Below are 19,993 nucleotides of genomic sequence, written 5' to 3' on the forward strand. Positions count from 1 at the left end.
ATGATGAACGAAGAACTTGAAAAAAACGTATTAGAAAACGGTTTAAAAAAATCCTTTATTGGGACAATAGAACAAATAATTGATGAAATGAATTCATTTTTCATTGATGCTCAACTTGAGAATAAATTCAAAAACCTAATTATTTTAAATATAAAAAATGACCCATCTAGGGAAGTAACAATGGATGAAATTGGTTTGATTCATGATGCAATTCAGAAAGGAATTGGTAATCAAGCTTCAATGGTTATGAATATTGAAGAAAAGCCTCTTGCCGAAATTGGTACTTACGAAATAGAAATTCGATATTTATTAGAGAAATAATTCTTCAAAAAGTGATTAATGTAAAGCTGATAATTTATTATCAGCTTTACTATTTTTTAATTTATAGAGTTAGAATCTCTCTTTGATAAAAACAATTTCGATATGTTTTTCACAATCTCCTCTTGCCAAGTTTTAATATCCGTTGATGTAGCAATTTGCATAATACTACATTCTTTATCTGACATTTCAAGTTGATTATTAGAGTTGTAGTAATTTCCGTTCTGAATGAAATGTTGATCAGAAGGATAGACAAGTGCTACTTTCTTAGCTTGATAAAATCGATGATATACATACATCTGACGAAGGTCTTCAGGCGATGGATTATAACCGTTAAGATTCTTCCATTTCGTATCTAAGACGTAATTCTCTTGAGATTCTTTACATTTTAAAATAATGTCAGGTCGCATTTTTGATGAATATCCCGAAGTTGGTTTCCAAAAACTCTTTGTTACTTGTGATGAAACAAGATGTGTTTTTAATTTTCTTTTCAACGTCACTAAAATAAACTGTTCCCATAAACTATTCATATCAAACATTAAAGCCAATATATCATTTCGACCTTTGGAAATATCAGGATGATAGTTTAACAATAATAATTTAGAAATTTCTAAAGCAGTTTTATAATGCTGATTTTTTCGGTCAAAAACTATTTTTTTGAATGTAGATTCATTTACTTTAATCTCTTTCATTTCAGGGAAGTCTAAAGTCAATGCACCAATTCTTCCTTTTAAAAGAGAGTTGGAATTTATATGAGCTAAAAGTTTTATGGTTTTAAAAAGAATTTCATGTATTGTATGTTCTTGAGAATATTGCGTATAAGACACATAAAAACGTTCTTTATGAACCAAATTATGAGCAATATGTTTTGAGAACTGTAAAGCATCTTTTAATGAAGTCTGATTTCCTTCATTTTTACGGTATCTTTTAATCAAACCTCTATGAAGTAAGTATTCTACTTTTGAAATAAACAATTCAAAATAAAGCTCTAAAATTGAATTTGATTTTAACTTCAATGAACTTGAACCCGTTGATTTAACATCAAATCCCCAAACTGTTTTGATCATTCCAATCAATAAATCACGCCATTTTTCTTCACCAGACTTATCTGCTTTTGGTAAAACTTCAATGGTCGTTTTACCTATTTGAATAATACCTACATGTTCATTGAATTGCACACCATTTCTAATCAATTTAAAGAAAGGAGTTTGGTGACCATGGTAAATTTCTAAAGCATCATGAAGTTGCTTTTCTTGCTCATTTTTTAGATTAAAGAAAAGTTTTTCATGTTCAAATACAGTGATGAGATTTTGTTTAGTCAAAATTCTATTGATTCATTAATAATTTGATTGCACTTCCAAAGTCAAAGTCTTCATCATTTAAGCCTAAGATTTTATAAGATTTTCTTTCTTCATAAGCTGAAATATCGTCCTCATATCCAAAACTTGCAAAAATTGATTTTCTTTGATTTTCTTGATTTTGATTATCAACATCAACAAATCCAGAACCTAAAACCAATCCAATTTTCCCATAATCACCAAAAAAATATTCTTGTAAAAGAGGAATAATATTTTTGTAAAAAGAATTGACAATTGTGTTTTCGTCTTTATTTAAAAAATAGGCATGTCCAATTTGGTGATCTTTATCTAGTAATTTTTCAATTCTTTTATTAATTGTTTCTAATAGGTGAGATGCTGTAAATCCAAATAAATCTTGTTGTAAACCTTCTAAGTTATATTTTGGAGGAATTTCTTCAAAAACAAAACGGCGTCTAAGAGCAGTGTCTAGTGCTTCAACACTACGATCTGCTGTGTTCATTGTTCCAATAATATAAAGATTACGCGGAACACCAAATTTCTCTTTCGAATAAGGTAAAGTAACTTCAATTGCTTCGTCATTTCCTAACCTTTTATCTTCTTCAATTAATGTAATTAATTCACCAAAAATCTGTGATACATTTCCTCTGTTTATTTCATCGATGAAAAGTGCATACTTATTAAATGGATCACGTTTAGCTCTATCAGCAACACGTTTAAATATACCATCTTCAATTTTATATTTTAGTTCACTATCTTCATTTTCTAAATCAGGTTTTATACCTTCTATAAAATCTTCATAAGTAAAAGATTGATGAAAAGTAACGAACTCATAGTTATTTATTAATTTATTTGGAGAAGGATTAAAATTTTTAAAAGAATTAAATATTTCAATAATTTCAGGATATAATTCTTCAACTAGCTTAATATCAATTGTCCAATTTGAATTCTCGTCCTTTGAAAAATATAAAGGGTTTTGTCTCTTTTCTACATTAACATGCTGACATTCCTTTATTGTATGAGCTTGTAATTGTCCCCAAATTGTTGGAACTATTGTCTTTGATGCAGATTGAGACTCTTTAATTTTAATTAGTTCATGATCATATATTTCAGTTACTCTTGCTTTATTAATATCTAATAATACAATTGTAATAACTTGCCACCAACTCAAAGGTTTAACTAATTCATTCAAAAACTGCTCTCTAGATAACGAGTTTTCTCGTACGGTAAATAAATCAAAGAATTTTTGTTTTAAAGAATACGTTTTTCCTGTTCCAGGAGGACCGTAAAGTATTTGGTTAAGAGGCTGTTTCATTATTTTTTCTTCAGATTCTTTAATAATTGTATTTAGATTGTTTATACTATAACTAGGATCACCTAAAACTTTCTTAATTTCATTAATCTTCTCTAATCTTTTTTGAAAATTATCTTCTGTGATTAAAAATCGATCTTCTAATTTATATGATTTTAATAATTCTAAAGCTTTAGATCTAAACTCGTTTAAGTAAAAGCCAAGATTTTCAATATAGTTTTTAGGATCGTCGAATAGAAAATATCCCACATTTTCGTTATTTAGCTTTATGTCGAAAATTTCAGAGAGTTCTTTATGGAAATTAATTTCTTCGTTTGTAAAGTTTCCTTTTTTAAATGAAATTTCGATATAATTAGTTTGTTCTCCTTCTTTATTTGAACCTACAACAAATCCAATTGTTTTTATTTTACGCGCATTATCCCCTTTTCTGAAAAGTGGTACATAAATATAGTTTGAACCTTGAAACCATTGACCTTTTTCTAATCGTTTTACATCTTTTGCTTGCGGGCTATCTCTTTCTCTTAGTGAAAAAGTAAAATCTGGATGATCTTTCTTAAAATCAAGAAGTAAATCCAATAATTCATCTGAAATCTCAAGTAATTTTTTCTGTTCCATTTTTACTATTCTTCTTAAAATTTTCTGCTTGTTCTAATACATTCTTATACACATCATCCTGCGTAATAGGAGGGTAGCCGTATTGATGTAATTTAACGATGATATCCATCTTAAGTTGTGCTTTAATATCATCACGGTCGCACCAATCGGGATATTTGGCTGTATTTTCTACAATTATTTTTATTTCACGAGCAAGCTCTAGCATTTTGTCGTTATCGAATTCAAAACCGTATTGTTTGCAAATCATGTCCAAAATATCGTAAAAAGCTTTTTCTTCATAGTCGATGCCTAAATCTTGGAACGAATCCATTTCAACTCGAAGTTTGATAATTAAGTCCAACATTTGTTCTGCTGTATCAAACTGAATGCCTTCATAATCTAAAATATCACCTTCGCTACGTTCGTTGTAACGGTTGATGATGGATTGTAAACGTTCTGAAAAATCTTGTCCTTTTACTTTATTCACCTTTTTAAAATCGTTGATGGTTTGTTTTAATAAACGTTCTAAGATTTTAATTTTGGTATTCGGTAATTCTAGGTTAGAGATTTTCTCAATGAATTTATCGTTGAATAAATCAATCGCATTTGCCTTATTATCATCGAGCTTAAATATTTCTTCAACTCCTTCCGAAATGATAGCTTCTTCTACCAATTTAGCCACTTTCGCATTCATTTGAGCGGTATCAGGTGCTTCACCTTTTGTCAATTTTACCACAATAGATTTCACGGCAAAATAGAAATGAATTTCATCTACTTCTTTCGGCGTAAACAATTCTGAACCACTGACTAAATTATAAGCCGATTTTAATTTCTTCGTTATATTAACAAAGAACTTCTCTGATTCTTCAGTCTTTAAAACTAATTCAGAAGCTTTATTTAAACATTGTAAACGTTCAACAGGATTACCTTCATAATAATCTTTTGTATCAAATTGATGGAAAAATTGTCGCAACAAATCCAACTGATCACGTACAATAATTTCTGCTTGATCTAAATCTTCAAAATCGTCCTCTGCTGTTTGATTATTAAATAATCCCAAAGCGTGATTCAAATTCTTTTTAATCCCAATATAATCGACCACTAAACCTCTGTCTTTTCCTTGGTATTTACGATTAACACGAGAAATGGTTTGTATTAAGTTATGCGTTTGCAAAGGTTTATCAATGTAAATCGTATCTAAGAAAGGAACATCGAAACCTGTTAGCCACATATCAACTACAATGGCAATTTTGAAATTGGATTTTATTTGTTTGAATTGTCGATCCAATTCTTTACGATCATCTTTACTTCCTAATAAATCCCACAAATCCTTTTCATCATCTTTATTGCGTGTCATAATCATTTTTACACGCTCAATTGGTTTTATTTCCTTTTGCTCTTTTTCGCTTAGATCCTCTGGTAACATCAATTTTCCCCATTCAGGACGTAAAGCCAAAATCTCTTGGTACAATTTATAAGCAATGGTACGAGAAGCACACACAAACATGGCTTTTCCTGCAACAGTAGCATTTTCTTCTATGCGATTTTCGTAATGATCGATGAAATCTTTAGCAATGGCTTTGATACGATCGGTATCTCCTAAAACGACCTCCATTTTCGCAATGGCTTTTTGGCTGGCTTCTACATGATATTCCGAAGCTCCTTCAGCAACAGCATTATTATAATAGTTTTCAATTTCTTGAACTTTATTGTAATCTAAATTCACTTTTGCAGCTCGACCTTCATACACCAAACGAACGGTGATTTCATCGTTTACCGATTCGAACATGGTGTATTGATCCACCACATCTCCAAATACTTCTAAGGTTTTATCAATGGGTGTTCCTGTAAAGCCAACATAAGTAGCATTGGGCAAAGAATCGTGTAAATACTTGGCAAAACCATAGGATTTGGTTACACCTTTTTCTTCGTCAATTTTTACTTTTAAGTCTAAATTGACTTGTGAACGATGGGCTTCATCAGAAATACAAATGATATTCGTTCTATCAGACAAGATTTCATCGTCTTCAGCAAACTTTTGAACCGTTGTTAAATAAACGCCTCCACTTTCAAGACCTCGCAAACGATCTCTTAAATCGGCTCTTGATTCGATATTGATGATGTTTTCATCACCAATAAATTTTTTGGCATTTGTAAAATCCTTTGATAATTGGTCGTCTAAATCCGTACGGTCTGAAATAATGATTATCGTAGGACTTGAAAATTCTGTAGAACGCATCAACAATCGCGATAAATACAACATCGTATAACTCTTCCCACAACCTGTTGCTCCAAAATAGGTTCCGCCTTTTCCGTCGCCTTCAGGTTTACGATGTTTCAAGATGTTTTGATACAATTTGTTAGACGCATAATACTGCGGATAACGCGTCAAAATTTTTAGTTCGTTTTTTGAATTATCAGGGAACAAAACAAAGTTGTGAATGATATCTACCAATCGACTATGGTTCAACATTCCATGCACAATAGATGTTGTAGTTTCAATCCCCGATAAGGCTTTTTTCTCTTCTCCCGTAATTTTATTCCAACCGTAGTAAAATTCGTAAGGTGAAAATACCGTTCCTGCTTTATTATTCACGCCATCCGAAATCACGCAAAATACATTATATTTCATCAGTTCAGGAATATCACGGCGGTAACGAACCGTTAATTGTTTGTAAGCATCGTGAATGGTAATTTCTTCTTCTATAGCTGTTTTGAACTCAAAAACCACCAGAGGTATTCCGTTGATGTACAAAATTAGATCAGGAATACGCAGTTCTGAACCTTGAATTTCTAATTGATTGACTATTTTGAATGAGTTTTTATTGATATTTTCAATATCAATATAACGAATATGTAAATCTTTTTTTGATGGATCGTTGCGTTTAAAAATCAAACCATCTGCCAAAAGCTTACAAATTGTCTTATTAGATTCGTATAGGGTAGAAGTAGACTGAAAAGCCAACTCATTGATTAAAGTTTCAGCTTCTATTTCTTCTAAGTCAGGATAGCTGTTGAAAAGAAAAGCACGTAAATTATCTTTGAGTAAAACCTCTTGGTTAGATGTTCTTGTTAATCCTTTTCCATTGATATAGTTGTAGCCTTCTGTTTCCAAAAGACTTATAAAAGCCTGTTCTAATTGTGATTCAGTGTATTTCATAGGTTATAATAAGTGTTGTAACTGGATTCTATTCCAAAAATCTATATTATTAATATTTTCTTTTATATATGTTTTTACAAAAGCATCGTCTAAACTTTCAATATTAAGATCTAATTTTGAAAAAATTGTTTTGCTAAGGATTAAGGCAACTTCTCTTGGAATATTTAAGCTAATTAATAGTAATGTAAGTGGTTTATATCCACCCATTTCTATACAACTTAAAATGTTTGATTCTGAATTTTTAATGGAATAAAAAGGCTTTAGCATAGACGTTAAATCAAAACATATTTTCTTTTGTATAGAATTAATTTTTGAATCTATATTATTAGAATCATTGAAATAATTTCCTGATAAAATTTTATTAAGAGGTTTTTCTTTCATCCAATCTGTAACTGTATAAAAAAATGACTCAGTCAATTCACTATCAAAGTAATTACTATAATAATTAGGATATTTAGATTTAATTTGTTTAACTAGCTTAAAAAATTGATGAGATAGATTGTTTTCATTAATATTAGTAGGAATGATAAAAGAATTTATATTCATATAAATGTCATTTATAACTAAAGGATCAATATATCTGTTCTTTAAACAGATTGATGTAGGAACCTCGAGTTCTTGCTCTAATTCATATTTTATTAATTTTATATCGTCACTTGTAAAATCAATGCCGACAGAATCTAATCTTTTCAAACATTCCATACCATGCTTTAAAATATTAAATCGGATATAGGTTATTAAAAACTTACCATCTTTTCCAATCTCATTTGGTAAGTTTTCATTGCTCTTGTTATTAAATACAGCGTCAGTTATAGTTCGTTTATTACTTGTGAATATTTTGCCATATCCACTCTGTAGATCTTTATTTTCATCTTTAAATAAATCTCCTTGTATTTCAGTTTGATTAACAAAAGCATTCTCATCTAAAACAAAAGTTCGTCCAACAAAATCTTTCAGAAGTCTTCCAGCACGCCCTCTTAAATTAGAAATCTCATAATTTGTTAGTTTCGGCATATCACCTCCAATATTTCTTGTAGAAAGATATCCATTTCGCATAATAACATTTTGTGCAGGCAAGTTAACTCCTTGCATTAATGTAGTTGTACAAACAGTGGTATCAATCATTTTTTCTTTTATTGCATATTCTAAAACATTTCTTATATGTGAAGGTACTTTGCCGTGATGATAAGCAATACCATTATCTAAAGTTTTAATTAAATCATAATTAGGATGTACGGTAGAAGACACATATTTTATTAAGCTTTTCAATCTGTTATTAGAATTTACAACAGCATTATTATTTGCTAAATCTATAGCTATTTTTCGTGCAGTTCCAGAAGTGGGAGAAAAAATAATATTTTTACTATCTATCCCTAATTTATTGATAATATTGCTAAGGTATGATAAATACTTATCATCGTACTGTTTCCCTCCGATCTTAATATAGTCTGTATTTAGAATCTCAATCGAGGAATGGTTCTTATTAATCTGAGAATATTGTTTAAAATAATATTTATTTCCTTTTTTTAGAATACTATATGTGAAATTCGTTACAGGAGAAGAAATTGTGTTCAATTCGTTTGAATTCAATTCTTGAAAAATATCAAATCCCATATTTTTAAGACCTGATACACGTGGTCCACTGAAAATAATTAAATCTGGACTATAACTAAAACTTAACTCAATCAAACTATCAAATAATATTTTAGATCTCTCATCTTCCTTATTCTCAAGACGCTCAATATTTTGTATTTCGTCGACAATAAAAGAATTAACTTTACCAAAAGGTAGTGTATCTTCATTATAAGCGGAAATAGCTCTCTCTGGTGTTAAAACATAAATAATATTACTATTTCTTTGTTCATTATAAGTGGTAAGTATTTCATAATCATCTAAAGAGAACTCATTTAGTTTGTCATGGAAGTCATTTACAACTTGATTAATTAAGCTTAAAGTAGGTACAATATAAACAATATTTCCCCCCTTCTTAATAATATTATCTATACACTTTAAAAGGATAACAAATGATTTTCCTGCAGATGTTGGTGCAGATATCCCTAAAAATTTTGACTTAGCGCTAATGTCCCAAATCCTTTTTTGAAAATCTGTTAAAAGATATAATTGATTCTTAATAAAAATCTCATTCTTTAGTTGATTTATGGTTGCGCTAATTTGACTAATGAAACTACTCAATGCACTGAATTGATTGCTTTCCTTATCATAGCTTTCATCAACCATAATAGCTGATGGAGCAAATCCGATTCTTGACAAAACAATTACTAAAAATTCATTCAATCCAGTCCAATGGTTTTGTTTGTAAGTATAAAGTATTGAAGATAAAACAATAACCATTTGCTTTGATTCTTCGTCAGAATTTCTCGAATAATAATCTATGACACCAATAGCTTGAAATAACCGCCCGTCCGTAATTACAATATCACATTCTTCAATAAAGCCTAATTTCATTGCCACTGATCTGTGTTCAAAATTCAGTAGATAATAAATTAAGTCTTTGTGCCTATCACATATATTTGGTAAAAGTGTCATTATGAACCAACTTTTGATTGAAATGTATCTAACAATAAATCTAATTCCCAGATTGGAAATACTATATAATTTATCCGAGTTAACAGAGCTTTATTTATAATTTCAAACTTTTTCTGATCAAAATTTTTGCAACGATCTTTGATAATTTTTTTTATTGCTTTTTTAATACTTGTTTCGTTATCACCACTAATTTTATTAGTTTCATTGTAAGCAACCATACAGACTAATTCAAATTTAACAGATTCTAATTCTCCAGCTTTGTATGCCTTAACCACAGATTCCAACTCAGATTCTATGAAATCGTCATAGAGATATAGGTCAATTTCTTTATCTAACAAATTGAAAGTATTTATTACACTATTTAATGACGTTTCAAATGCTGAATTAAAACCATATTTACTTTCATAACATTTAGACTCCCCTAAAATAAAAATATTATCATTGCCATCTTTTTTGTAGTGAATAGCATCAGCACCGAACCTCTCGTGACCAACAGAGGTTGTAATTCTTTGTTTTCTTAAAATCGGTATCGCTTTATAATAATACTGTATTAAATTGAATAATAGCAATTCTCCGAATTGACCTTGCGGATATCCTTTTCTAAATTTTTTGTAGGCTTGATTTGTTACAAAATTCATTGCATTTCCTATGTCTTTGGTTTCTTCAAGTCTACTATTTAATAATTCTTTTGATTTATTATTGTTATAAACCCAACTAACAACTGTATTTATTAATTCTGAAAGGAAATCATCTTTTCTTTCTTTTAAATCTGTGTAATTTATAGATAAACCATAATGTTTTTTCTTTGGAAGCGTTTCTAAATCTTCATAAAACCAATAAATATGATTTACTAATTTTTCAGTATTAGTTAAATACTTATCCATAATTCATAGTGTTTCTTAAGTTAATAGTAGTTTAGTTTTAGTCTACCCTTCCAATCTCGCTAATCGTTTTAACAACAACGATTGAAGTTGAGTGAGTCATAAGCTATATATTTTCAATCTCTTTTGTAACCTCCAAAAGGTTTTGGATTTTATCTTTAAAGATTGTCTTCATTTCACCCGTTAAAATTGCTTTCATCGCATCTGCATGCCAATTTGGATACATTGGAAATTTCTGAAAAGCATATCTATTGTTTCCTCCTCCAACTTTTTCTTTGATCTTATAAAAAGAAGTATTATCTCCTGTTTTACTTTTAGGCATAAAGCCAATAATATGATTTTCAAGTCCTCTTTTTCCGAATTCTGTGAAAATATTATAGTTTTTATAATGTGGAATAATAAATTTAAAACCAGCCCAAGATGTATTAACATAATCTCCTTCTGTACTATCGAATATGATTCCTAATTCATCAGCTAATTCGTTTAATTGAGGTATTAATACCGTATTAATAATGTTATTTCTTACTTTACTTAAATTATTTGCAATGGTATAAGCAGCTTCTAAATTTTCTAATGTAGATAGTTTATCGATTAATTCTTGTGACATGGTATTAGCAGTTGTGTTGTTAGTTAATGATTTAACATGATTAGCATATTGTATAAGTGTTTCTCTAACGATAGGAGAACGAGCCGAAATCTCGATGCAACGCTCTAACCAATCCAATATTACTTCGCTATAAGAAACTTGTATATAATCTACAATCTCTTTATCAGCATTACTTGATTCATTACCTTGTAGAGTTAAATAAAGTAACTTGAATTGATCACCAAATTCTCGTTTTCCAAAATTTTGATAACGCAATAACTGATCATGTTGATCGCCAGCATATATTTTATTTTCTAATAATAAAGCTTGACTTTGCGAATTACGAATTAAAATATCTAAACGCCCAAACACAGAAGCGTCTTCTGTAATTACGGCTACATTTTGCATACCAAAATCGAAACTATCCTCGATTAATCCACTTCTTTTAAGCGTTTCAACAAAAGCTTCTAGAAATTTAGCCCCAAAGTTGTGCGAACCTTTCGGATTAAGTATTTCTGCTAGAATAGCTGAATGTGTATTTTCATAATGATCCACACCACAAATACGAAACATATTAAAATCTTCTCCATTAGCAGAAGATTTTAATTCCTTGTGTTTGTTAAACCATTTTACTTCATTCAGTAATTGGTCAATATTATTCATATATAAGTATTTTTTTAGTAGTTAGTTTTTAGTTTTTCCCCAACCTCGCCAAGCGACTTAACAACAACGATTGAAGTTGGGAGTGTTTTGTATTTTTTATCCAAAGAAGCAATGGAACTTATCTTCTTTTATAATCGCTAATAAATCTTGTAAATTATCAGCAATTGGGTGTGGATCGTACAATTCCCATTTACCAGAAGCTCGCATCCAATACAGTCTCCATTCATTTGTGGTTTTCGTAAAACGTATTTTTGCAAAATCGGACTGAATTAACTCATTCGGATTATTCCAAAATGGACGAATCGTATATAAAATGGCAGTATTCTTTTCCCAAGAATACCCAAAATCTAATTGTTTGCGTATCTCGTGATCTTCTGGTCGTAAGCCTTCTACAAATTGTTTAATATATGCTTCGCTAATACTAATTTCTTTTCCCATTTGTGTTGATTTTTATAGTAGTTTAGTTTTTCTTTACCCCTCCAACGTTGCCAAGCGACTTAACAACAACGATTGAAGTTGTGTGAGTTTTTGATTATGCTATTCTATTTATTCTATCAATATTAAAGTCCGATAAATTTAACTCCTTCAATTTATTTAAAGATAATCGATAAGGATACTTCCTTTCAGTTGGTAAGTGAGACAACAAATGTTTATAAATTATATCACCACGTCCATTAAAGATTTCTTCAAAAGTCCCATCCTTATTTATATTAATGGCAATAAAGTAGTCAGGCATTTTTGTTAAGTCCTTTGGAAAATAGAAATAGTTGTTGAATGAAGATTTAATTTGAACTTCCTTAGTTGAGTCACTGGTAAGAAAACCATCATATACCGCTTTATTATCTTTATGTAGGGTAATACCATAATATTCTGCGGCTAAAACTTCACCGATATCACCTACAAGCTTACCATCTAAAGTAAATTTCTTGTTATGATGGCTATATTTTTGTTGTAACTTTTCTATGGCTATAAAAAATTGCTCTAATTCATCTTTCATAAGTTTTAATAAATTTTAAGTAGTTTATTATTCATAATTACCCCTCCAACGTTGCTAAGCGACTTAACAACAGCGATTGAAGTTGAGTCAGTTTTTGGTTTTCACTGATGTGAATATTTATTATATCTCTTAATTTTGAAATTGTGTTTTCAAATAATCCTGTGATAAATTCATTTGGAATTAATAATTCAAATTGTTCAATTTGTTTACTACTTATATGAGGAATAGAAGTTCCTGTATGAACTTGTGAGCAATAATATTCAAAGTTCAAATTAATTAATGTTTGATAAATAAAATTTTGAATATGTGAATCACTTCTTAAGCATGCTACTCGCTGCGCTAAAATCATAGGCAATTCATGCTCGCCTATTAAAGACCAATTTTTACCAACTTTAGAACCGTCCATTCCAATTACAATATCATTAGTTTTTAAGAAACATCTCTCAATTCTTGGATTCATTTCTCCATCATAATATTTCAATGTATCCCATCTTAATGCTCTTTCAGTAACATTTTCTCCTCTTAAAACTTTAATACCATTTTCAAAAGAATAAAAATCGCTATCGAATGCAAACCCATTTAAAACATTACAAATATCTTTTAAGGTTCCAACCTCCCAACCCTCAGGGATTTCCTTTTCTAATTCTTGGTTGTACACCATTGCACCGCCAGAAGATTTATAAGGTTGTCCTTCTTCGTTCGGGAACTCAAAATCGACAAACCATTGTTTGTATAAGGTTTGAGCGGTGGCTTCCAACTTCTCACAGATTCGTTCGTTGACTTTTATTTTGTTTGCTACCGCTTGGTATTGGGCTACAATTTCGCGTTGTTTTTCGATGGATGGAATGGGTAATTCTACATCATTCATCTCATCCATATCAAAGAATTCATGGGCACTACCATGAGATTTAAATCGTGCATATCGGTCAAATTCTGGGCGTTTAAACCACATCAATAAATAATCTGGATTTAAAACATTTTCATCTTTAACCTCAAAAATTCGATATGAAGGAGATACAATACAACTTTCTCCTTTTCTTAATGCAATTGATATTTTATCTCCATTACGAGTAGTAGCTCTGTTAAAGACAAATTGGTTATGATGAGCCACGCGATATTTTGACAAATCTACTCCTATTGTGTTTGTCTTAGCTTTCTGAAAATATTTATTGTTACTTACTCCTTGTAATAAATCGTATTTATTTCCCTCATTGAATTCAACCTTTTCAATGATATAATCACCAAGTCGTTTATAATTCATAACCTAATGATTTAAATACGTTTACTACATCATTCTTTAAAGTTTGTTCTTGTTCAAATAAAGATGATAGTTCTGTTTTAATTTCATTCATTTTTTCATCAAAATTGAAATTCTCTTCAATGTTTTTGAAGTCAATGAATTTACTAGGAACTAAAGAATAATCTTTCTTACGAATTTCATCTATATGAACACTTTTACAGAACTCTTCAATATTTTGATAGGTTGATTCAAAATCCTTTTGTTGCCAATCATGATAGGTTTGTGAAATTTTAGAAATTGTAACTTCATCAAATTCGATAAATTTCTTTTCAAAAGGAACTCCCTCTCTTCTTAAATCAAAGAATAAGACTTCATTTCTTCTATCTCTATAATGTTTTGTAACATCATTTAACTCAACAGTACGTTCTAATTTGTTTCTATTGATAATCCACATAGAAACACTAATATCGGTAGAATAAAACATACTTCCTGGCAAAATCAGAATTGCTTCTACCAAGTCGTTTTCTATAATTTGTTTACGGATTTTGTATTCTTCACCACCACCCGAAAGAGCGCCATTCGCTAAGATAAAACCAGCTACACCGTTTTGGGAAAGTTTAGAAATCATGTTCAAAATCCACGCATAGTTGGCATTGGATTTTGGAGGAACTTCGTAACCTGTCCAACGTGGATCATCCGTTAATTCGTTTTCAGCGCGCCAATCTTTTAAGTTGAACGGCGGATTCGCCATGATGTAATCGGCTTTCAGTTCTTTGTGCTGATCGTCACTAAATGTATCGGCCGCTTTGTTTCCTAAATTGGCAGAAATCCCACGAATGGCTAAGTTCATTTTAGCCAGTTTAAATGTGGTATTCGTTAACTCTTGTCCGTAGATGGAAATGTCTTTTTTGTTTCCTTGGTGTTTCTCAATAAACTTCAACGATTGCACAAACATACCACCCGAACCACAAGAAGGGTCATAGATTTTTCCCTTGTACGGTTCAATCATTTCAGCAATCAAGTTTACAATCGACTTCGGCGTATAGAATTCACCTTTTCCTTTTCCTTCGGCAATAGCAAATTTGCTTAAGAAATATTCGTACACACGTCCCACGATATCTTGGGCTTCATCACGAAGCGTATCGATGTTGTTGATGGTATCCAATAAAGCCGAAAACTTAGATTGATCCAATCCCAATCTTGAGAAATAATTATCTGGCAACGCACCTTCCAATGATTTGTTGGTACGTTCTATGGTTTTAAGTGCAGTATCAACTTTTAAGGTAATGTCTTCTTGTTTGGCATTTTCGATGATGTACGTCCAACGTGATTCTTCTGGAAGATAGAATACGTTTTCAGCCTGATAAAATTCGGGTATTTCTAAGAAGGCTTCTTTACCTTCTGCAATCAATTCTTCTCTGCGTTTGATGAATTTATCACTTGCAAATTTCAAGAAGATTAAACTCAATACCACGTGTTTATATTCTGACGGTTCTATCGAACCACGTAATTTATTTGCTGCATCCCAAAGGATTTCTTCTGTACTTTTGGTTTGTACTTTTTTAGCCATAATTGTTTATCAATTCTTTGTTGTAAATATACAAATACAATAACTGCAAATAAAGTCTTATTAAGGGATAAAACTTTACGTAAAACCATATTTGTACTTTTTTTTCAAATATAATGAAGTATAGCGACAAAATAAGACGCTATGATAATAAACAACGAATAAAAAGGTAGAATAGGATAGAAGCTTTTGAAATAAAAAAGTATATTTATCAAAACTTAAATTGATGTGTCAAGTTTATTCTGATGTCACGTTTTGTACCTGTTCTGATTTTGAAATCGATCAAGTTCAATCATTAAAAAATTACTGGGTTTTGTATCGTTTCAATGAAGCGTTAGACCTTGTAATTGTCGGCGAAATAATGTTAGATGATATGTTGAAAAATTATAATCCAAATAATTTGGTTGAACTTGTACTAAAAAAACTAAATAACAATACGCTGTTTGATAAATCAATTGATTTTGAAGACAAAGATCGGTTACACGTTTCGATTGAATTGAATCAAGTAAACCTAAACTATGGGTTCGAATATGAAGCTAATAGTTGGTCAGAAATTGAATATGATTATTTTACTTGGGCGAATAGTTACGAAGAAAAAAATGGAGGAGAGGTAAAGCTTTACGAATTGTTATAAATTTATAAAATGAGCCGATTATTTATGCTAATCGGCTCATGTTTTTTAATAGTGTAATTTTTTTTCCTTTAGTAAAACCTTTTTCGCGAAAGAAATTGTATTTTCATTTTTAATGATTGAATAGTCAATTTCTCTTGATTCGAATTGATTAGTTAGTGCTTTTAGAAAGTGAGCTCGTGCAGCTACCCATCCAGTATTACCCACCTCTTTATTGAAGGAGTTAATTACTTCTTGATCTGAAAGTGAAATCAAGTTTTTTTCAAATTTTTCAGTTAAATTTTCCATTGTTTTGATACTTTAATTTATTAAACAGTATCAATCATTAAGAATTTAGAGAGTGACAATTTTTTGACTGAACAGCCCTCATCGCTTTACCACCGTGGTTTGTTAAACTCGGTTGGTGTACTTAATGTACTCTTGATGATTGAATCTTTTATAAAAGTATTAATTATGATTTAATATTCAAAATTAATTTAATTCCTCTTATGCCTCACCAAATCAGTTACAACTCCCAAAATAATGACAACATCTTCATCTTGTAATTGAATACAATTTTTGTATTTCGGATTAAGAGAAATCAATTGTTTGTTGATGGCATCATAACGTTTGAAAGTATATTCGGAATTGTTGACCGATACTACAATATCATCATGATGTCTGGGTTCGATATCAGATCGAATGATAAGTAAATCACCTTTCAGATATTCAGGATACATACTTTCGCCACCCACACGATTAAGATAAGTTGCTTCGGGATGATTCAGTAAAATTTCATCTAAACTAATATTATTTTGTACAAAATCAGCAGCAGGAGAGGGGAAACCTGCTGAAACATCACCAAAAAATTGAACAAATCGTTTTTCACCATCTGTTTTGATAGGGATATTGATTAACTCTTCTGAGAATTTGGGAACTTGAATAAAATGTACCATTTAATAAACATTTAAAATATCTGTAAATCTTGTTGTGTAGCAAGGTGATAAACGTTCTTGCTTCATTTTCCATTTTCTACGAACATCTTGCGAAGCTAATTTTAGCATATGATCGCCATAATTCGCATTTAATTTATCCATCACACTCATCAACGCTTTATGTTTTGGAGATTCTGTATGAAATAAATTCATCTGTGCTTGATTATCGGGCGTAATTGCGGAAACAATAACGCCTGCTTTTTTATAATCAGGAACTTTGCCTTCAGCAGGAACCAATTTATCCAATAAAAATAAAGCAGATTTGGACAAAACGATACTCGAATTCGAATCAAAATCTAAGGTTGTACTTAATGAGTTTGAAACAAATGATTGCTTTTCATCAAAACGATTGGTCATCACAAAAACAGTAATAATGTTGCATTTAGATTGTTCTTTTCTAAGCTTTTCGGCACAAGAAACAGCAAAAGTAGAAACACGCTCTTTCAGATTTTCATAATCATTGATTGTTTTCTCAAAACTACGAGTGGTCGCAATTGATTTTTTGCGTTGAACTTCATCTAATTTTAAAACGCTTTCGCCTAATAATTCTTTTTTCAAACGCAATTCGACGATGGAGAAATTACGTTTGATGTATTCATCTTCAAGCAAGGTGAAATCATATGCATTACGACATCCGATATAAGATAAACGTTTAGCTAAACGTCGCCCAATTCCCCAGATATCCTCACATTTTAACCATTTTAAGGCTTTGTTTATTTTCTCTTTCGAATCAATCATATAAACGCCGTTATGATGTTTCGGAAATTTCTTCGCAATTCGATTTGCTACTTTAGCTAAAGCCTTTGTAGGAGCAATACCAATACAAACTGGAATTTTGGTAATGGTATATATTTTTTGTTTAATTTCTTGGGCGTACTTTACCAAATCATAGTTATCAAAGCCTTTGAAAAGAAGAAAAGATTCATCAATCGAATAAATTTCTATATCAGGACAATAGGATTTTAAAATCATCATCACGCGATTACTCATATCCGCATATAAGGGATAATTGGATGAGAATACATTAATTTTATTTAATCTAAAATTATTCTCGTATTCAAAAGCAGGAGCACCCATTGGAATGCCTAAATCTTTTGCTTCATTAGAACGTGCAATTACACAACCATCATTGTTAGAAAGTACCACAACTGGCTTTCCATTTAGGGTTGGATTAAAAACTCGTTCGCACGAAGCATAAAAATTATTGCAGTCAACTAAAGCATACATCATGTTACAAAGTTGAGCAAATAAAGCGCTACAAGGTGTCGCGGAAAAGTGTTAAAAAATAATAATTAGAAATTGATTCAGTAAATTTGTGCCATGGTACTGAATGATAGATTGAAAATGTTGGTTGACCAAGTTCCAAAAAATATTTGTGGCGTGTATTATTTATACAACGACAAGCAAGATATTATCTACATTGGAAAAAGTATTGACATTAGAAAACGATTGATTCAGCACTTCAAATCACTTGACAAAAAAGAAATCAAACTACAGTATTTTACGCATTCCATTCAATTTGAAAATACAGGAAATGAATTAATTGCTTTGTTGAGAGAATCTGAACTAATTAAGCAAAATCTACCACTATTTAATCGAGCTCAACGAAAAATTAAGTTTTTCTATGCTTTGAACAAAGAAATAAATTCGGATGGTTATCATGCATTAATTGTGAAGAAAATTGATAACTCTGGGAACGAAATTATCTCATTTACATCGTTAAATGAAGCAAAAGATTATTTATTTTACATTACAGATAAATATAAGCTTTGTCAAAAAATAAATGGTTTATATAAAACCAAATCAAGTTGTTTTCAATATAGTTTAGAAGAATGTAACGGAGCTTGTATAAATAGGGAAGATGTGAAACTTTACAACAAAAGAGTTCGTCAATTTTTGAAAACAATACATTTACCCAAAAAGGACTTTTTATTTGAATTGGTTGGAAGAACTGAAAATGAAAAAGGTATTGTATTAATTGAAAAAGGAGTTTACAAAGGATTTGGCTATTGCGATCATTTAATTGAGAATCTAGACGAAATGAAATCATTTATTGAACAAAAACAAGATAATAAGGATGTCCGAAAAATCTTATTTCGACATATAAAATCCGAATTATCCAAATAAACTCACTTGACCATCTTCACGCTGGTAGCTGAAATCAGTAAACGGAACAATTGGTTTACAATCTAACCAATTCATTAAGTTTTCATCATCATTTAAAACTACAGGCATACGATGTTTTGTATTGTGGATATAATCCATAATGCCGACAGCTTCAGTCGTAACAATCGTAAACGTATCATCAGAATATAATCCTGCTAAACACATCAAATTATTGTTGATTCCGATATCATATTTGATTTTGTCTTTGCCTTCGTGTCGCCACTCATAAAAGCCATCAACCAATATCACACAACGATTGGTGTAAGCATCTCGAAAAGATGGTTTTTCATCTATAGTTTCAATGCGTGCGTTTAAGGTGTTATTCGAATTAAAATCATTTCCAGCCCAATGCGGAATTAAACCCCATTCCAACAAATGAATATAATCTTGTTGATTGGTAATCACAGGTAATTTCGGATGATCAAAACCTTTGAAATGAGGATTTGGCGCAAATGTAACTTCAGGTTTGAATTTCAACCTTGATTTCTTTTCAATCTGTTCTTTTGTTTTGGTCACTTTTACATGAAAACACATAGCATCAACTTTGGAATAAAGATAATGATTACGACTATAAGAACAATTAAAAATTGAATTAATTAAAATGATTGTAGAAGAATTAAAACGAATTTTTTATAAACTTACGGTTTCACGTAAATCAGATTGTAACGCTCTATGTAGTTTTGTTGTATCAAGAAAATTAATTGCGATGGGAATATTTGATTTTTTAAAAAAGAAAGAATTTGATAAAATTTCTGAACTCGAAAAAAAGATTATTAGTTTAGAAAATAGTAATTCTGAATTGAACTCTAATCTAACTAGATATAACGGAATAATAGATGTAGAATACTATATAAAAACAGAAAAAGAAAATCAACTATAGAATCAATTGAAATGATTGAAGAAGAATTTCCAACGAGTTTGATGTAATTCGTGCATTTTAAACAAACTCACCAATTATGATGAATATCTAAAAAATTATAGGATAAGAGCTTTTTAAGCATTTTTGATATAAATCTTAGTTTTATTCATTCTTGATGCGGC

18 protein-coding genes and 1 riboswitch are annotated in these 19,993 nt (G+C 30.4%); of the genes, 4 read left to right on the plus strand and 14 right to left on the minus strand.

Annotation, left to right across the window (positions count from 1 at the left end; all coding sequences use genetic code 11):
* Positions 1 to 321 (plus strand): hypothetical protein, encoded by a 321-nt coding sequence (locus HXZ69_RS10565; RefSeq protein WP_286495918.1) that lies wholly within the window; start codon positions 1 to 3, stop codon positions 319 to 321.
* 56 nt (positions 322 to 377) lie between these two features.
* Here HXZ69_RS10565 and HXZ69_RS10570 read toward each other — a convergent pair whose 3' ends face one another.
* The 10 genes from HXZ69_RS10570 to HXZ69_RS10615 all read right to left on the minus strand — a co-directional run bounded on the left by HXZ69_RS10570 (position 378) and on the right by HXZ69_RS10615 (position 15,184).
* Complete coding sequence (locus HXZ69_RS10570; protein WP_286495919.1) at positions 378 to 1,640, minus strand: McrC family protein; 1,263 nt, start codon at positions 1,638 to 1,640, stop codon at positions 378 to 380.
* Positions 1,641 to 1,644: 4 nt separating this feature from the next.
* On the minus strand, positions 1,645 to 3,561 hold the full coding sequence (locus tag HXZ69_RS10575) for an McrB family protein (protein WP_286495920.1): 1,917 nt from the start codon (positions 3,559 to 3,561) through the stop codon (positions 1,645 to 1,647).
* Positions 3,539 to 6,700 (minus strand): type I restriction endonuclease subunit R, encoded by a 3,162-nt coding sequence (locus HXZ69_RS10580; protein ID WP_286495921.1) that lies wholly within the window; start codon positions 6,698 to 6,700, stop codon positions 3,539 to 3,541. Before HXZ69_RS10580 ends, HXZ69_RS10575 begins: the two co-directional genes overlap by 23 nt.
* A 3-nt stretch (positions 6,701 to 6,703) precedes the next feature.
* Positions 6,704 to 9,166: a DEAD/DEAH box helicase gene (locus HXZ69_RS10585; protein WP_286495922.1), complete on the minus strand. Its 2,463-nt coding sequence runs from the start codon at positions 9,164 to 9,166 to the stop codon at positions 6,704 to 6,706.
* 80 nt (positions 9,167 to 9,246) lie between these two features.
* A complete protein-coding gene (locus HXZ69_RS10590) occupies positions 9,247 to 10,131 on the minus strand; it encodes a HamA C-terminal domain-containing protein (RefSeq protein ID WP_286495923.1) in 885 nt (294 codons plus the stop codon).
* 103 nt (positions 10,132 to 10,234) lie between these two features.
* A complete protein-coding gene (locus tag HXZ69_RS10595) occupies positions 10,235 to 11,377 on the minus strand; it encodes a PDDEXK-like family protein (RefSeq protein WP_286495924.1) in 1,143 nt (380 codons plus the stop codon).
* Between the two features lie 96 nt (positions 11,378 to 11,473).
* Entirely contained in the window at positions 11,474 to 11,815 is a 342-nt protein-coding gene (locus HXZ69_RS10600; RefSeq protein WP_125350695.1) for a DUF3024 domain-containing protein, read from the minus strand.
* Positions 11,816 to 11,909: 94 nt separating this feature from the next.
* Positions 11,910 to 12,374, minus strand: a complete 465-nt coding sequence (locus HXZ69_RS10605; RefSeq protein WP_121934672.1) for a DUF6998 domain-containing protein — start codon at positions 12,372 to 12,374, stop codon at positions 11,910 to 11,912.
* 37 nt (positions 12,375 to 12,411) lie between these two features.
* On the minus strand, positions 12,412 to 13,635 hold the full coding sequence (locus HXZ69_RS10610; RefSeq protein WP_286495925.1) for a restriction endonuclease subunit S: 1,224 nt from the start codon (positions 13,633 to 13,635) through the stop codon (positions 12,412 to 12,414).
* Positions 13,625 to 15,184, minus strand: coding sequence for a type I restriction-modification system subunit M (locus HXZ69_RS10615; RefSeq protein WP_286495926.1), 1,560 nt, complete (start codon positions 15,182 to 15,184; stop codon positions 13,625 to 13,627). Before HXZ69_RS10615 ends, HXZ69_RS10610 begins: the two co-directional genes overlap by 11 nt.
* A gap of 223 nt (positions 15,185 to 15,407) precedes the next feature.
* Here HXZ69_RS10615 and HXZ69_RS10620 point away from each other — a divergent pair, with 223 nt between their 5' ends.
* Positions 15,408 to 15,815, plus strand: coding sequence for a hypothetical protein (locus tag HXZ69_RS10620; protein ID WP_286495927.1), 408 nt, complete (start codon positions 15,408 to 15,410; stop codon positions 15,813 to 15,815).
* Between the two features lie 45 nt (positions 15,816 to 15,860).
* Here HXZ69_RS10620 and HXZ69_RS10625 read toward each other — a convergent pair whose 3' ends face one another.
* From HXZ69_RS10625 to HXZ69_RS10635, 3 genes are all read right to left on the minus strand, one after another.
* On the minus strand, positions 15,861 to 16,100 hold the full coding sequence (locus HXZ69_RS10625) for a hypothetical protein (protein ID WP_038330370.1): 240 nt from the start codon (positions 16,098 to 16,100) through the stop codon (positions 15,861 to 15,863).
* A gap of 49 nt (positions 16,101 to 16,149) precedes the next feature.
* Positions 16,150 to 16,244: riboswitch (SAM-I-IV-variant riboswitch) on the minus strand.
* 44 nt (positions 16,245 to 16,288) lie between these two features.
* Positions 16,289 to 16,747 (minus strand): LexA family protein, encoded by a 459-nt coding sequence (locus tag HXZ69_RS10630; protein WP_038330372.1) that lies wholly within the window; start codon positions 16,745 to 16,747, stop codon positions 16,289 to 16,291.
* Positions 16,748 to 18,016 carry a Y-family DNA polymerase gene (locus HXZ69_RS10635; protein ID WP_313349096.1) on the minus strand — a complete coding sequence of 423 codons (1,269 nt, stop codon included), beginning with the start codon at positions 18,014 to 18,016 and terminating at the stop codon, positions 16,748 to 16,750. It lies immediately after the preceding gene.
* Positions 18,017 to 18,106: 90 nt separating this feature from the next.
* Between HXZ69_RS10635 and HXZ69_RS10640 the strand changes: the two genes are divergently transcribed.
* On the plus strand, positions 18,107 to 18,913 hold the full coding sequence (locus tag HXZ69_RS10640) for a GIY-YIG nuclease family protein (RefSeq protein ID WP_286495928.1): 807 nt from the start codon (positions 18,107 to 18,109) through the stop codon (positions 18,911 to 18,913).
* On the opposite strand, the gene HXZ69_RS10645 is transcribed toward HXZ69_RS10640, so the two are convergent.
* Positions 18,902 to 19,486 carry an SOS response-associated peptidase gene (locus HXZ69_RS10645; protein ID WP_286495929.1) on the minus strand — a complete coding sequence of 195 codons (585 nt, stop codon included), beginning with the start codon at positions 19,484 to 19,486 and terminating at the stop codon, positions 18,902 to 18,904. The genes HXZ69_RS10640 and HXZ69_RS10645 overlap by 12 nt on opposite strands.
* 67 nt (positions 19,487 to 19,553) lie before the next feature.
* Here HXZ69_RS10645 and HXZ69_RS10650 point away from each other — a divergent pair, with 67 nt between their 5' ends.
* Positions 19,554 to 19,832 (plus strand): hypothetical protein, encoded by a 279-nt coding sequence (locus tag HXZ69_RS10650; protein ID WP_038330380.1) that lies wholly within the window; start codon positions 19,554 to 19,556, stop codon positions 19,830 to 19,832.
* Positions 19,833 to 19,993: the final 161 nt, after the last annotated feature.

Source organism: Empedobacter sp. R132-2, from assembly GCF_030324375.1.
In the GTDB taxonomy this organism is placed as follows: domain Bacteria; phylum Bacteroidota; class Bacteroidia; order Flavobacteriales; family Weeksellaceae; genus Empedobacter; species Empedobacter falsenii_B.

Coding starts and splice junctions, on each gene's coding strand:
- HXZ69_RS10565 (WP_286495918.1), top strand. CDS start 1: ATGATGAACGAAGAACTTGAAAAAAACGTATTAGAAAACGGTTTAAAA.
- HXZ69_RS10575 (WP_286495920.1), bottom strand. CDS start 3,561: ATGGAACAGAAAAAATTACTTGAGATTTCAGATGAATTATTGGATTTA.
- HXZ69_RS10580 (WP_286495921.1), bottom strand. CDS start 6,700: ATGAAATACACTGAATCACAATTAGAACAGGCTTTTATAAGTCTTTTG.
- HXZ69_RS10585 (WP_286495922.1), bottom strand. CDS start 9,166: ATGAAATTAGGCTTTATTGAAGAATGTGATATTGTAATTACGGACGGG.
- HXZ69_RS10590 (WP_286495923.1), bottom strand. CDS start 10,131: ATGGATAAGTATTTAACTAATACTGAAAAATTAGTAAATCATATTTAT.
- HXZ69_RS10595 (WP_286495924.1), bottom strand. CDS start 11,377: ATGAATAATATTGACCAATTACTGAATGAAGTAAAATGGTTTAACAAA.
- HXZ69_RS10600 (WP_125350695.1), bottom strand. CDS start 11,815: ATGGGAAAAGAAATTAGTATTAGCGAAGCATATATTAAACAATTTGTA.
- HXZ69_RS10605 (WP_121934672.1), bottom strand. CDS start 12,374: ATGAAAGATGAATTAGAGCAATTTTTTATAGCCATAGAAAAGTTACAA.
- HXZ69_RS10610 (WP_286495925.1), bottom strand. CDS start 13,635: ATGAATTATAAACGACTTGGTGATTATATCATTGAAAAGGTTGAATTC.
- HXZ69_RS10615 (WP_286495926.1), bottom strand. CDS start 15,184: ATGGCTAAAAAAGTACAAACCAAAAGTACAGAAGAAATCCTTTGGGAT.
- HXZ69_RS10620 (WP_286495927.1), top strand. CDS start 15,408: ATGTGTCAAGTTTATTCTGATGTCACGTTTTGTACCTGTTCTGATTTT.
- HXZ69_RS10625 (WP_038330370.1), bottom strand. CDS start 16,100: ATGGAAAATTTAACTGAAAAATTTGAAAAAAACTTGATTTCACTTTCA.
- HXZ69_RS10630 (WP_038330372.1), bottom strand. CDS start 16,747: ATGGTACATTTTATTCAAGTTCCCAAATTCTCAGAAGAGTTAATCAAT.
- HXZ69_RS10635 (WP_313349096.1), bottom strand. CDS start 18,016: ATGATGTATGCTTTAGTTGACTGCAATAATTTTTATGCTTCGTGCGAA.
- HXZ69_RS10640 (WP_286495928.1), top strand. CDS start 18,107: ATGGTACTGAATGATAGATTGAAAATGTTGGTTGACCAAGTTCCAAAA.
- HXZ69_RS10645 (WP_286495929.1), bottom strand. CDS start 19,486: ATGTGTTTTCATGTAAAAGTGACCAAAACAAAAGAACAGATTGAAAAG.
- HXZ69_RS10650 (WP_038330380.1), top strand. CDS start 19,554: ATGATTGTAGAAGAATTAAAACGAATTTTTTATAAACTTACGGTTTCA.